11 protein-coding genes and 1 pseudogene are annotated in these 14,289 nt (G+C 43.6%); 10 read left to right on the top strand and 2 right to left on the bottom strand.

The window, feature by feature from the left end; genetic code table 11:
• Positions 1-568 precede the first annotated feature (568 nt).
• Together pheT and EL210_RS07610 are read left to right on the top strand one after the other, a co-directional pair.
• A complete protein-coding gene (gene pheT, locus EL210_RS07615; protein WP_018920332.1) occupies positions 569-3,037 on the top strand; it encodes a phenylalanine--tRNA ligase subunit beta in 2,469 nt (822 codons plus the stop codon).
• A gap of 45 nt (positions 3,038-3,082) precedes the next feature.
• Complete coding sequence (locus tag EL210_RS07610) at positions 3,083-3,811, top strand: YebC/PmpR family DNA-binding transcriptional regulator (protein ID WP_004376144.1); 729 nt, start codon at positions 3,083-3,085, stop codon at positions 3,809-3,811.
• A gap of 227 nt (positions 3,812-4,038) precedes the next feature.
• Here the strand turns inward: EL210_RS07610 and EL210_RS07605 are convergent, their stop codons facing one another.
• Positions 4,039-4,419, bottom strand: a complete 381-nt coding sequence (locus EL210_RS07605; protein ID WP_004376145.1) for a hypothetical protein — start codon at positions 4,417-4,419, stop codon at positions 4,039-4,041.
• Between the two features lie 88 nt (positions 4,420-4,507).
• On the opposite strand from EL210_RS07605, the gene lepA reads away from it, so the two are divergent.
• The 3 genes from lepA (at position 4,508) to EL210_RS13565 (ending at position 7,754) form a co-directional block, all read left to right on the top strand.
• A complete protein-coding gene (gene lepA, locus EL210_RS07600) occupies positions 4,508-6,301 on the top strand; it encodes a translation elongation factor 4 (protein WP_018920331.1) in 1,794 nt (597 codons plus the stop codon).
• A gap of 54 nt (positions 6,302-6,355) precedes the next feature.
• The gene (locus tag EL210_RS07595; protein ID WP_025879818.1) at positions 6,356-6,952 is read left to right on the top strand and encodes a Crp/Fnr family transcriptional regulator; all 597 of its coding nucleotides are present in this window, start codon (positions 6,356-6,358) and stop codon (positions 6,950-6,952) included.
• A gap of 523 nt (positions 6,953-7,475) precedes the next feature.
• The gene (locus EL210_RS13565) at positions 7,476-7,754 is read left to right on the top strand and encodes a hypothetical protein (protein WP_154649972.1); all 279 of its coding nucleotides are present in this window, start codon (positions 7,476-7,478) and stop codon (positions 7,752-7,754) included.
• A gap of 68 nt (positions 7,755-7,822) precedes the next feature.
• On the opposite strand, the gene EL210_RS07585 is transcribed toward EL210_RS13565, so the two are convergent.
• Positions 7,823-10,111 carry an NADP-dependent malic enzyme gene (locus tag EL210_RS07585; RefSeq protein ID WP_018920328.1) on the bottom strand — a complete coding sequence of 763 codons (2,289 nt, stop codon included), beginning with the start codon at positions 10,109-10,111 and terminating at the stop codon, positions 7,823-7,825.
• 150 nt (positions 10,112-10,261) lie between these two features.
• On the opposite strand from EL210_RS07585, the gene EL210_RS07580 reads away from it, so the two are divergent.
• The 5 genes and pseudogenes from EL210_RS07580 (at position 10,262) to EL210_RS07560 (ending at position 14,193) form a co-directional block, all read left to right on the top strand.
• Positions 10,262-10,894 (top strand): TetR/AcrR family transcriptional regulator, encoded by a 633-nt coding sequence (locus tag EL210_RS07580; protein ID WP_025879819.1) that lies wholly within the window; start codon positions 10,262-10,264, stop codon positions 10,892-10,894.
• Positions 10,891-11,676, top strand: a complete 786-nt coding sequence (locus EL210_RS07575) for a Rossmann-like and DUF2520 domain-containing protein (protein ID WP_018920326.1) — start codon at positions 10,891-10,893, stop codon at positions 11,674-11,676. Before EL210_RS07580 ends, EL210_RS07575 begins: the two co-directional genes overlap by 4 nt.
• A gap of 2 nt (positions 11,677-11,678) precedes the next feature.
• Positions 11,679-12,197: a KdsC family phosphatase gene (locus tag EL210_RS07570; RefSeq protein ID WP_025879820.1), complete on the top strand. Its 519-nt coding sequence runs from the start codon at positions 11,679-11,681 to the stop codon at positions 12,195-12,197.
• Positions 12,198-12,210: 13 nt separating this feature from the next.
• Positions 12,211-12,783 carry a Maf-like protein gene (locus EL210_RS07565; protein ID WP_018920324.1) on the top strand — a complete coding sequence of 191 codons (573 nt, stop codon included), beginning with the start codon at positions 12,211-12,213 and terminating at the stop codon, positions 12,781-12,783.
• A gap of 289 nt (positions 12,784-13,072) precedes the next feature.
• Positions 13,073-14,193: pseudogene (locus tag EL210_RS07560) on the top strand (IS256 family transposase).
• The last annotated feature ends 96 nt before the right edge of the window (positions 14,194-14,289 follow it).

Genomic DNA, 14,289 nt, shown 5'->3' with positions numbered 1-14,289 from the left:
TGTCGTGATGATGTAAAGGTGAACAAGGTCTGTCTGTTACTGTTTTGGATAGAAATATAAATAAACATCTTTTAAGAAAAAACTCAAAATATCATACAATATTTGTCATTCTGGCTTTTCATATTTTGGCTTTTGCCTGTCTGTTTCTATCTAAGAATAGTTCAATATGTGTCATCCGGAGTTCTGATATGGTTCATTTTGTCGGATGAAATGAGTCATTTTGCCTTGTGATTTGAGTCATCTTACAAGCCTTTTTGAGGTATATTGTGCAGTCTTGTAAACGTGTTGTTTTTATTTGTGATGTGGAAAAACGAAAAAGGGAAAGTCAACATGCGACTTTCCCGAGACCAAAGATAATGATTTTTGAACGCAAATGCAAATCTGTTGTGAATTTAATTTACAGGAAGTTGTGGTTTTATGGCTCTTCAAAAAATGTTGGATGGTCATTTTGAAAGGTTGGTCTTACTGCTCAATCTGAATTGGACTGCGTTTTTTTAACTATGTGTTTGTGTATTTCCTGCATTTTTTGTATTTTTGCATCTGTTTTGAAATATAATAAAAACTATATATGAACATTTCGTATAAATGGCTTAAGGAGTATGTTGATTTTGACCTTACGCCACAGGAAACGGCTGATGCGCTGACCTCTATTGGCTTGGAAGTCGACGCTTTAGAAGAAGTACAGACGGTCAAAGGTGGTCTGAAGGGGCTTTATGTGGGCAAGGTGTTGACCTGTGTAGAGCATCCCAACAGTGATCATCTTCATGTGACAACAGTCGATCTTGGTAAAGGTGAGCCACAGCAGATTGTGTGTGGTGCCCCGAATGTAGCTGCCGGTCAGAAAGTGATTGTAGCCGATTTAGGTTGTGTGCTTTATGATGGTGAAGAGTCGTTTACTATCAAGAAGAGCAAACTTCGTGGCGTAGAGTCATTAGGTATGATTTGTGCCGAAGACGAGATTGGCGTGGGCAACAGTCATGATGGCATCATCGTCTTGCCGGAGGATGCCGTAGTTGGCATGCCGGCTGCCGAATATTATCATTTGGAGAGTGATTGGTTGATAGAGATAGACATTACGGCCAATCATGGAGATGCCCTCTCACACTATGGTGTTGCCCGCGATTTCTATGCATGGCTCAAGCAGAATGGCTATCAGACCAGCCTGCACCGTCCTTCATGTGATGCTTTTAAGGTGGATAATGAAGACCTGCCGATAGAGGTTGAAATACAGAATACTGATGCTTGTAAGCGTTATGCCTGTGTGAGTGTAACGGGGTGTGACGTCAAGGAAAGTCCTGCATGGCTTCAAGACAAACTGCGTCTGATAGGACTGCGTCCTGTTAATAATATCGTGGATATTACCAACTATGTGATGATGGCCTATGGACAACCGATGCATTGCTTTGATGCCGATATGGTGAAAGGTCACAAAATCGTTGTCCGTACACAACCGGAAGGCACAAAGTTCGTTACGCTCGACGGCGAAGAGCATACGTTGTGCGAACGTGATTTGAGCATTTGCAATGCTGAAGAGCCTATGTGTATTGCTGGAGTGTTTGGTGGAAAGGGTAGCGGAACCTATGACACGACCTGCAATGTCGTGCTTGAAAGTGCATTGTTCCACCCGACCTGGATCCGCAAGAGTGCTCGTCGTCATGGCTTGAGCACTGATGCCAGCTACCGTTTTGAGCGTGGCGTCGACCCCAATGGCGTTATCTACGCCTTGAAGCAGGCTGCCATTTTATGTAAAGAATTAGCAGGTGGTAAGGTGTCGATGCAGATAAAGGATGTTTATCCTGAACCTATTGAGGATTTCAAGGTGAGCCTCTCTTATGATTATGTGCATAAACTTATTGGTAAAGAAATAGGCAAAGAAACCATTAAGAGCATTGTTACCAACTTGGAAATGAAGATTGCTGATGAGACCGAAGATAGCATTGAACTGCTCGTTCCACCTTATCGTTCAGATGTGCAACGCCCTTGTGACGTTGTCGAGGATATTCTTCGTATCTATGGATACAACAATGTTGAGATACCTACACAGCTGAACAGTTCGCTGACTATTGCCGGCGATGAGGATAAGAAACATCGGCTGAGCAACCTTATTGGTGAGCAATTGGTGGGTTGTGGCTTCAATGAAATCATGAATAATTCGCTCTCGAAGCTGTCTTATTATACGGATTTCGACTTGAATGCTTATGCCGAAGACACTACGGTAAAGGTGATGAACCCGCTTAGTGTTGATCTCAGTGTGATGCGCCAGACGCTTTTGTTTGGTGGTTTGGAGAGTGTTGTGCGTAATGTAAACCGCCGTAATAACAATATCCGTTTCTTCGAAATGGGTAATGTCTATACATATAATAAGGAGAAATGGCAGGCGGAAAATCCCGCTAAAGCTTATCTTGAAGACCAGCATTTGGCACTTTGGCTTACAGGTAAGCGGGTGGAAGGTTCTTGGATACATGCTGACGAAGATGCAAGTTTCTATGAACTTAAGGCCTATGTGCAGAACATTTTCACGCGCATTGGTGTTCCCACAGGGATGTTCGTCATTACGAAGAGCGAGAATAATATCTTTGCCAAGGCCCTTGCTTATAAGAATAGAGGTGGAAAACTCTTTGCAGAGGTGGGAATTCTAAGTCCGAAACTCTTGAAGAAAGTGGGCATCGAACAGTCTGTCTTCTATGCAGAAATTGATTGGGATGCACTGACAAAGGCCGTTCGCAAGAATGAACTTGAGTTTGAGGAAATCAGTAAGTTCCCCGCCGTCAGTCGTGATTTGGCACTGCTGATAGATAAAAATATAGAGTTTGAACAGATAGAACAGATTGCCGTTCAGACAGAAAAGAAGCTTCTGAAGCGCGTGGAACTCTTTGATGTCTATGAAGGAAAGAACCTTCCTGCAGGCAAAAAGAGCTATGCGGTGAATTTCATTTTGCAAGATGCCAACAAGACCCTCAATGATAAAGCCATTGATGCGATCATGCAGAAATTGATCAAGCAACTCACAACCAAGTTGGGGGCAGAGCTTAGATAAGGGCATATTATCTATTAGGAATAAACAAAAAATCATATCATTAAAATGGGAAGAGCATTTGAATATCGTAAAGCAACTAAGCTGAAGCGTTGGGGGCATATGGCCCGAGTATTCACAAAATTAGGTAAACAGATTGCAATTGCAGTAAAGGCAGGCGGGCCGGAGCCGGAAAACAACCCTACACTACGTGCTTTGATAGCCAACTGTAAGCGTGAAAACATGCCGAAGGATAACATTGAGCGTGCTATCAAGAATGCAATGGGTAAAGACCAGAGCGAATATAAGGAGGTTACTTATGAAGGATATGGCCCTCATGGAGTGGCTGTCTTTGTTGACACTTTGACTGATAATACCACACGCACGGTAGCTGATGTGCGTTCAGTCTTCAATAAGTTCAGCGGAAATATGGGAACGACCGGCAGTCTTTCTTTCCTTTTTGACCACAAAAGCGTTTTCACATTCAAAAAGAAAGAGGGTCTTGATATGGATGAATTGATACTCGATTTGATAGACTATGGTGTGGAAGACGAATATGATGAGGATGAGGAAGAAAACGAAATCACCATTTACGGTGACCCGAAAAGCTTCGGCGAAATCCAGAAACATTTAGAGTCTGAAGGCTTTGAAGTTACGGGAGCAGAGTTCACTTATATTCCAAACGACCTCAAGGATGTTACTCCTGAAGAGCGGGAAACCATAGATAAAATGGTTGAAAAGCTTGAAGAGTTCGATGATGTCCAGACCGTTTACACGAACATGAAGCCTGAGGAATAGGGGCTTTGAGTTTCGTTTTTTTGTATCTGAACTTTTAATTTGCTTCTGTTCATTCATAGGTAAAGCTTTTTTGTAATCAAAGTTCAGATTGCAGAATTCGAAAATAAAAAGAAAATCCATCCTTCTTCAGTATCTTCTGGAGAAGGAAGGATTTTCTTTTATATCTGCATTATACTTTTTGTATTCGGATAAATGCCGCTTAAATCTGGCCAAGAATAAATTAGTTTTCAGAATTTCTCCTGATAAAGTGTTTTCTTTGGGTCTTTGGCTGAGCGGACAATATATTTGAAATGGAAACCGGCTTCGCGATAGGTTTTTAATCCCGTGTCGTTCAGCAGCCCCTCACGGAGCCCGTCTGACAGTTTTGTCCGATTGGCATTGACAATCTCCGCGTTGTCCATTTTGTCGGTGAATGAGCAGAAATAAATCAGCGTGCGCGTTGTTTTGTCGAATACCATGCTGTCAGTGCGGGTGAAATTCACAACAGGGGTGGGGCACATCTTCTGTGTATATTCCTTGGCTTCACGTGCCGCCCGTTCTTCAATAGTCTCATGATGACAGGCTGTAAAGGTCAGCAGGACAAGGGTGGAAAAAAGAATCTTTTTCATTGTCTGATAGTTTTATTTTTTGCAAAGATACGAAATTATCAGAGAATTTTCTTTATCTTTGCATGGTAAAAAAAGCAGATTATAAGCAATGGACACGATAAGCTATATTAGGAATTTCTGTATCATCGCCCATATCGATCATGGCAAATCGACACTTGCCGACCGACTTTTGGAGAAGACGCAGACGATTCGGATTACCGAGGGACAGATGCTCGACGACATGGAACTTGAGCGTGAGCGTGGCATCACGATTAAAAGCCATGCCATTCAGATGAACTATAAGGCTCAAGACGGTGAGGAATATATTCTTAACTTGATAGATACGCCGGGACATGTGGACTTTTCTTACGAGGTGTCGCGGTCTATTGCTGCGTGTGAGGGGGCATTGCTTGTCGTGGATGCCACGCAAGGTGTGCAGGCACAGACAATCTCCAATCTCTACATGGCCATAGAGCATGATTTGGAGATTATCCCGATTATCAATAAGATTGATATGCCGAATGCCATGCCTGATGAGGTGGAAGATGAAATCGTGGAGCTTATCGGGTGTGACCGAAAGGATATTATCCGTGCTTCGGGAAAGACCGGTGAGGGCGTGGAAGATATTCTTGAGGCTGTAGTCGAGAGGATACCGGCACCTGTGGGCGAGCTGAATGCACCGGCACAAGCACTGATTTTCGACTCGATCTTCAACAGTTTCCGTGGTATTATAGTGCTTTGCAAGGTTCTCAACGGGAAGATACGCAAAGGCGAGAGGGTGAAGTTCTTTAATACCGGCATGGAATATGATGCTGACGAAGTCGGCGTCTTGAAAATGGATATGGTTCCTAAGGACGAGCTGTCGACAGGCGAGGTGGGCTATATCATCAGTGGCATCAAGACAGCCACGGAGGTGAAGGTGGGCGATACGGTTACTTCTGTGGCCAATCCCTGCAGCGAAGCTATCGCGGGTTTCCAGGAAGTGAAGCCCATGGTGTTTGCCGGCGTATATCCTATTGACCCTAATGATTATGAGAACCTGCGTGCATCGTTGGAAAAGCTCCAGTTGAATGATGCTTCTCTGACATTCTCTCCGGAGAGTTCTGTGGCTTTGGGTTTTGGTTTCCGCTGCGGTTTCTTGGGATTGCTTCATATGGAAATCATTCAGGAACGACTCGACCGCGAGTTTAATATGGATGTTATCACCACTGTGCCGAATGTTTCCTATATGGTCTACGACAAGCAGGGGAATGCCAGAGAGGTGCATAATCCGTCGGGATTGCCCGAGCAGACACTCATAGATCATATTGAGGAGCCTTATATCCGGGCATCGATTATCACGGCGGCCGACTATATCGGCCCGATTATGACGCTGTGTCTCGACAAGCGGGGAGAGCTGATAAAGCAGGAATATGTCAGTGGAAATCGCGTGGAACTTCATTTCATGATACCGCTTGGGGAGATTGTGATAGACTTCTATGATAAGCTGAAAAGCATTTCGAAAGGCTATGCCTCGTTCGACTATCATGTGGATAGCTTCCGTCCTTCGAAGTTGGCAAAGTTGGATATTCTGCTCAATGGAGAACCCGTTGATGCCCTTTCAACGCTGACCCATGAGAGTAATGCCGTATATTTCGGCCGTCGGATGTGCGAGAAATTGAAAGAACTGATTCCCCGCCAGCAGTTTGATATTGCTATTCAGGCAGCCATTGGTGCCAAGATTATAGCCCGCGAGACGGTGAAGCAGGTAAGAAAGGATGTCACTGCAAAATGCTATGGCGGTGATGTCAGTCGTAAACGTAAGTTGCTTGAGAAGCAGAAACAGGGAAAGAAACGAATGAAGCAGGTCGGAAATGTGCAAGTTCCTCAGAAAGCTTTCCTTGCCGTGCTCAAGCTCGATTAATTCGGATGCAGCAAAGCAGAACACTTAAATATTAATTATGGAGGATTTCCTAACATGAGAGAACCATTGAACACACCACGGGATATTGCCCGTGAACTCGCCCGTAAATACAGTACGATGACGCATGACGAGCTTGATGTTTTAGAGAGTATTCTTGTGCCGATGAAATTTGGCAAGAACGAAATGATACTGAAAGAAGGCGAGGTATGCGAGAATATCTATTACATAGATCGGGGAGTTATACGCCAATTCTATTTCAAAAACGGCAAGGAAGTTACCGAACATTTAGGTTCCGACCGCTCTATCTTCATGTGCATAGAGAGCCTGTTTCTTGAAATTCCTACCCATTTGCAGGTAGAGACAATAGAGCCTTCAGTGATTTACGCCTTGCCTAAGCATCGTTTGGAACAGGTGGCCTTGCACAACGTGAACATTCAAATTCTATATCGTAAGATATTGGAAGAAAGTTTGATTCTCTCCCAGGTGCATGCCGACTTGGTGCGTTTTGAAACAGCGGGCGATCGTTACAAGAAGATGTGTAAGCTCATGCCGCAGGTAGTCTTGCGTGCCCCGCTTGTGTATATTGCAAGCTATCTGCAGATGACGCCCGAAACATTGAGCCGTGTCAGGGCGACAACACTGATTGATTGAGACGCAAAATAAAAACGGAGGCAGTGTCAAAATACAAATGCCTTTTTGAAAATCTTATCTGAAACAAATCAATAAGGAAAGACCATTTCAAAACTCGTTTTGAGCAGAGAAATGGTCTTTTTCTTTGTTTTTTCGGGAAATCCATTCAGATACAGGGGTAAATCATCAGTTTTCGGTAAAATCTGCTCAGATACGATAGTAAATTGTCGATTTTCAGAAAAATCTGTCTAAATACGGGAGTAAATCATCAATTTTCAAGAAAATCAATCCAGATACGGGAGTAAATTGTCGATTTTCGAGAAAAATTGTCCAGATACGGGGCACGATGAACGAAAAATGGAAAAAAGAGGCTTTCGTAGGGGTACGATGAACGAAAAACGGGAGAAAGAGGCTTTCGTAGGGGTACGACGGATAAAAATCGGCGAAAACAGATTATCCCCCGTGAGGGAAAATCAAAAAACGATTAAAATCGTCTTTCCCTCACGGGGGAAAACAAGGAATCATCGAAAATCGTCTTTCCCTCATGGGGGAAAACAAGAAATCATCGAAAATCGGCTTTCCCTCACGGGGGAAAACAAGAAAACAGCGAAAATCGTCTTTCCCTCATGGGGGAAAACAAGAAATCAGCGAAAAACGTCTTTCCCAACATTGGGAAACTCAAAATTCAGCAGAAATTGGCTTTCCCAACTTTGGGAAAACAGGAATTCATCGAAAATCAGCTTTCCCAACTTTGGGAAGAACAAAAAACGCCGTTGGCTGCGTTTCCCAATCCTCGGAAAGACGAAAAGACCCCGAAAGTTAGGCGAAATAACTTTCGGGAGCCAGGTTTATTTTGCTACGCTCTCTTTTTTTATAACCGTAGCAGAACGCTTATTTGTTATTCTTTACCTTTTCAACATAAGCATCGATAACTGCTACTGCCGTGATGTTTACAACATCTTTGACAGAACTTTCAAAGTCGGTAAAGTGGATAGATTTGTTGAGTCCCATCTGGATAGGGCCAATGATTTCGCAGTCTTTGTTGAGCTCTTGCAGAAGTTTATAGCTGCAGTTTGCGCTGCTCATGTTGGGAAACACGAGGGTGTTGACATCTTTTCCTTTCAGGCGGCTGAATGGGAACTTGTCGTCACGAAGTTCCTTGTTGAGTGCGAAATTCACTTGCATCTCACCATCAATGGCCAAGTCTGGATATTCCTTCTGCATCTGTTCGACGGCATTATGTACCTTTAGCGGACTTCCAATCTCGTCTGTACCGAAGTTCGAATAGCTCAGCATGGCAATGACCGGCTCCTCGTTGAAGAACTTCACCGTGTGGGCACTCAGCTTCGCAATATCCGTGAGTATATTCTCATCTGGGTGGCGATTAATCAGCGTATCCGCAATATAATAGATGCCCTTTTTGGTGTTGAGCAGGTGCATCGTGCCGAACGTCCTGTATTCCGGTCTTACGCCAATCACTTCTTTGGCCACTTTGATCGTGTTGCTGTATTTGGTGTACAGGCCTGTTATGAATGCGTCGGCATAGCCATTCTCCACCAGACTCATGCCGAAATAGTTGCGTTCATACATTTTGTCGTAGGCTTCTTCAAACGTATATCCCTGTCGTGCACGTTTTTCGGCCAAGTGTTTGGCAAAAGTTGCACGGCGTCCTTGCTCCTGATCAGCACGCATGTCAATGATTTCAACCCCGTTAAGATCAAGCTTCAATCGGTTGGCCAAGCGATGAAGACGATCAGGATTGCCCAACAGGATAGGCTCGCAGATACCTTCCTGTTTTGCCTGGACAGCGGCTTTCATCATCGTGGCGTGACCTCCTTCGGCAAAAACGACCTTTTGTGGGTGCAGACGTGCAGTGTCATGGAGCTTGCGGGTGAATGCGGTTTCCTGGCCGAGCAACTGTCGCAATCCTTTTTTATAGGTTTCCCAATCCTTGACAGGCGTACGGGCCACTCCGCTTTCCATGGCAGCTTTGGCCACGGCAGCACTTACCTCGGTAATCAATCGCGGGTCGACAGGCTTTGGAATGAAGTATTTAGGACCGAATGTCAAATCGGTGACATGATAGATTTCATTGACTACATCGGGAACCGGTTGCTTTGCCAAGTCTGCAATAGCTTTTACTGCAGCAAGCTTCATGTCTTCATTGATGGCCTTTGCATGAACATCGAGTGCGCCACGGAAGATATAGGGGAAGCCGATGACATTATTGATTTGGTTGGGATAATCGCTTCGCCCGGTGCTCATCAATACGTCAGGGCGGCTGGCAATGGCATCGTCATAGGAGATTTCAGGTACAGGATTGGCTAATGCAAAAACAATGGGATTGTCTGCCATGCTGCGGATCATATCCTGTGTAAGGACATTTCCCTTACTCAGGCCGAGGAATACGTCTGCTCCCTGAAGCGCTTCTTCCAATGTGTGAATATCCTTTCGTTTGGTAGCAAAGAGAGCTTTCTGCAGTGTAAGCTTCTCGCGGTCGGCCGTGATGACTCCTTTTGAGTCAAGCATGATGATGTTTTCAACCCTTGCACCAAGAGCTACATACAGTTTTGTACAGCTGATTGCTGCAGCTCCCGCCCCATTGACAACTATCTTTACTTTGCTGATGTCTTTGCCAGCCACTTCGAGCGCATTGATGAGTCCGGCAGCTGAAATGATTGCCGTTCCATGCTGATCATCGTGCATCACGGGAATGTCAAGGCTCTTCTTCAGGCGTTCTTCGATATAGAAACATTCAGGCGCCTTGATATCTTCCAGATTGATACCACCGAATGACGGGGCTATTCTTTCAACGGCTTCACAGAACTTTTCCGGATCTTTCTCTGCCACCTCAATATCGAAAACATCAATACCACCATAGATTTTGAAAAGTAATCCTTTCCCCTCCATTACCGGTTTGCCACTCATAGCACCGATATCTCCGAGACCTAAGACGGCGGTGCCATTGCTGATAACAGCAACAAGATTGCCTTTGTCGGTATATTTGTAGACATCATCGGGGTTGGCCTGGATTTCAAGACAGGGGAAAGCAACACCTGGTGAATAGGCCAAACTCAAGTCTGTTTGTGTGTGGTAGGGCTTTGTCGGCTTCACTTCTATCTTGCCCGGACGCCCATTTTCATGATAGGCCAAGGCTGCTTCTTTCGTAACTTTTACCATTTTCGTTTATTTAAAGTTCTGTTTTCTTTTTCTTTTTTCCTTCCATCACTTGCAAAGTTAGCAAAAAACGTGGGATTGAATATGCGTTTTTTGTTATTTTTTGTAACTTTGCAAAAGAATATCTCACGGGCTTCTTATCTACAAATCCTTATGCATAAGACAAACGCAACGACAGAATATCGCGAGCAGTTGAAGGGACGTATTCTTGAAACTGCCATGCATGAATTTATGATGAATGGTATCCGACAGGTCAAGATGGATGATATTGCCAGAAAATTGGGGATATCTAAGCGTACGCTTTATGAAATCTACGACAATAAGGAGGATTTACTGATGGAGGGAATACGGGAGGCTGAAAACTGTTATGACCACTATATGGAAGATTTCCAGCTTAAACATGCTACTTCAGTGATGGACGTTTTTGCTGAATTTTATCGTTATAAAGTCGAGAGGTTTCAGAACATTTCGCCTGCTTTCTTTGTTGATTTGCATAAATACACGCGTATAATCTCCTATCTTGACTCCGTGCATGAGTCGCGTAATAAGAAAGGAAAATTGTTCTTTCAACGTGGGGTAGAGGAAGGATACTTTCGTGGAGATGTCGACTATAACCTTTTGGAGCAGATTAGTTCTGTAGCCATGCGACATGTCATGGAACACCAACTTTATCAGCTTTATAGTATGAAACATATCCTATATAATATCATTTTCCTTTTTATGAGAGGCATCTGTACGGAGAAAGGACAGGCAATCTTAGACGAAAAATTGAAGATTCTACGATGAAAATTACTCTTATTGGTTCAGGAAATCTGGCTACTAACATTGGTGTAGCGTTAAAAAATGCAGGTCATCAGATTGTGCAAGTGTACAGTCGCCGGCTTTTGAATGCTGTCAGTTTGGCTTCTCGTCTGGAAGCAAAAGCAGTCAATCAGTTTTCTGAAATAAATAATGATGCTGATGTTTATATTCTTTCATTGAAGGATAGTGTATTACAGGAAGTGATAGCTGATGTTTGTAAAAACAAATCAGATAAGATTTTCTTGCATACAGCAGGCAGTGTGCCAATGGCGTTATTTGAAGGTAGCGCTGTGCGTTATGGGGTACTCTATCCAATGCAGACCTTCTCAAAGGAAAGAGTTGTTGACTTTAGGTCACTCCCTTGTTTTATAGAAGCTTGTGATAATTCTGTTTTAGAAAAAATAAAAACTCTTGCCCTTTCAATATCTACTAAGGTATACACGCTGTCATCTGCTGACAGGAAATATCTTCATCTTGCAGCAGTATTTGCCTGCAATTTCGTGAATCATTGTTATGAAATCTCATCAGAATTGCTGGCTGCCCATAGTGTTCCTTTCGATGTACTCCTGCCGCTAATTGATGAGACGGCACATAAGGTGCATGAACTTTCGCCTGCTCATGCCCAGACTGGGCCGGCAGTCCGTTATGATGAGAATGTGATGGAAAAACATAAGATGTTGTTGGCTGCATCTCCATTGTGGCAGAACCTCTATGAGCTGATGAGCAAATCCATTCATCAAACAGCAATAATAAACAACAAAAAATGAATATGATCAATTATGATTTAACAAAGATAAAAGCCATCATCTTTGATGTAGACGGTGTACTTTCAGCTGAAACAATTGTGCTTTCACATACAGGAGAACCACTGCGTACGGTGAATATCAAAGATGGCTATGCTATCCAATTGGCCGTTAAAATGGGCCTTCAAATAGTTATTCTTACCGGAGGAAAGACTGAAGCTGTAAGATTGCGTTATGAAAGTTTAGGTGTTCAGCATGTCTGTATGGGGTGTTCTGTAAAAATAAAGACTTATGAAAGTCTATTAGAACAAATGCACGTCAGTGATGAAGAGGTGTTATATATGGGGGATGACATACCGGATTACGAGGTGATGTGTCGTTGTGGTTGTCCTTGTTGTCCGGCAGACGCGGTCTCTGATATCAAAGATATATCACTCTATATCAGTTCTAAGGCAGGTGGATATGGGTGTGGTCGCGATGTCATTGAGCAGGTATTGCGGGCGCAAGGTAAATGGATGAGTGAGGAAAAGGCTTTCGGTTGGTAATACACAGGGATGTATGGATAATAAGTATAAGATTATTTTGGCAAGTAATTCTCCTCGCAGGAAAGAACTGCTTGCAGGTTTAGACATAGCTTTTGAGGTCGTTGTGAAAGAAGGGATAGATGAAACTTATCCTGAAAACCTACCGTCAGACGAGGTTCCCTTGTATCTTTCACAGTTGAAAGCTGCTGCTTATCGTGACACCATGACTGCTAATGAGTTGGTGTTGACGGCCGATACTGTTGTTGTCGTGGATGATATAATTTTGGGAAAACCGAGTAATGAGGCTGACGCTTATCGCATGTTGCGTTTGCTGAGCGGCCGAACACATCATGTCGTCACGGGAGTAAGTTTGACAACTTTAGAGAAACAACGTAGCTTCAACGTGACAACCGAAGTTACATTCAGGGCGTTGAGCGATGCCGAAATCAACTATTATGTTGAAAGATACAAGCCTTTTGATAAGGCAGGAGCATATGGAATACAGGAATGGATTGGCTATATAGGTGTTACTTCACTGAAAGGAAGTTATTTTAATGTGATGGGGTTGCCGGTACAGCGTATCTATGAGGAACTCTTGAAGTTTTGAATGGCAACAGCGTTGGATATTTTATTATATATCTCATAAGAGCGTGTCTTGTATAGCGTTGTATTGTCATTAACATGACGAGATAGTTCTCTTCATGTAATTCCATATATGGCTGTATGATTTAATTTTTCTTAAGAATATTTACAATTGCTTTCGTCAGATTTGCAAATTTGAAATTAGAGTTTCAAGTGTTAAAATCTGATGATAATTTACAGGTAGTATCCTATAAAAGTGTGTAAGCCCATTTAATTCTTATCTTTGTACTTGAAAACAATAAAGAAACGAACAAATGAAACTTACACATTCACAAATTTCGGAAATTCTTTCGAATTACACAAGCAGTAGCGAGGGTTTTGTCACCCTTCTGTCTTTAATTATGAACTCCTTGATGTTTCATGAACGGGAGCTTTTCGTCAGTGCAAACGGCAATGAGCAATGCAACGGTTTCCGTTCTCGACGTTGGTACAGTCACGGCTTTGAGTTTTCCCTGCGCGTCCCCCGCAGCCGCAGCGGCAACTTCTATCCCGTTCTCCTGGGCCTGATACGCAATGAAAGCGAGGAACGTGTGAGGCTGTTCAACCTTCTCTACACCAAGGGACTTACTACGCAACAGATAGGCGAGTTCTCCGACAGCATCTATGGCCGCGCTTACAGCAGGCAGCAGGTTTCCTATCTGTCCAGGTGTTGCCGTGAAGACGTTGAGCAGTGGCTCGGTCGTGCCTTGTCCCCGCATTACTTAGCCGTCTTACCATGCTGGGGGTGTTGGAGGACGGAAGCAGGGAAGTGCTCACCGTAGTCAACCATCCCACAGAAGGGGCCGTATGCTGGAAAGAGGAGCTTGAGGCGTTGAAAGAAAGGGGCGTCGAGGGAATTGACCTTGTCGTTTCCGATGCGCTGCAAGGCATAGAGAATGCCGTCTGTGCTGCCTTTCCGCAGGCAGCCCACCAGTTCTGTGTGGCACATGTCAAGCGACAGATACTTGGTAGCGTATCCCATAAGGATAAGCCGGAAGTGGCCCGGGAACTTGGCGAAGTGTTTTCCTTGGAGAACAAAGAGATGAAATCCTTGCAGGGATACGGACATTTCATTACTTTTGTAACCAAATGGGAAAAGAAGTACCCAACCTTGAGAAGGTATAAGGCGGAGCGTAACGCAGCTTACTTCACGTACATGGACTTCCCCATAGAAGTACAAAGGTGCATATACACGACCAACTGGATTGAAAGGTTAAACAGAAAATACAAGAGAACCGTAAGTATGAGGACCTCTATGCCGTCAGACAAGTCAGTGATATTCCTATTGGCTGCTGTGGCTGTGGAGGAAACAAAGAAGACATATGCCAGAAGAATATATCAATTTAAAAACTGGAAACAGAAGATAGAAAACGAATGGAAAGAGAGAATAGAATAGAAGGAATACTTACACACTTTGAAAGACAGTACCAAATTAGAGTTTCCCTCGATCAAGATAAACTCTGTTTTTTAATTTGTTCATAATTTTTAACTA

Origin of the sequence: Segatella oris, assembly GCF_900637655.1 — a bacterium.
Taxonomy (GTDB): Bacteria; Bacteroidota; Bacteroidia; order Bacteroidales; family Bacteroidaceae; genus Prevotella; species Prevotella oris.
The sequence above is the reverse complement of the archived record's forward strand: the minus strand, read 5'-3'. Positions and strand labels throughout refer to the sequence as shown.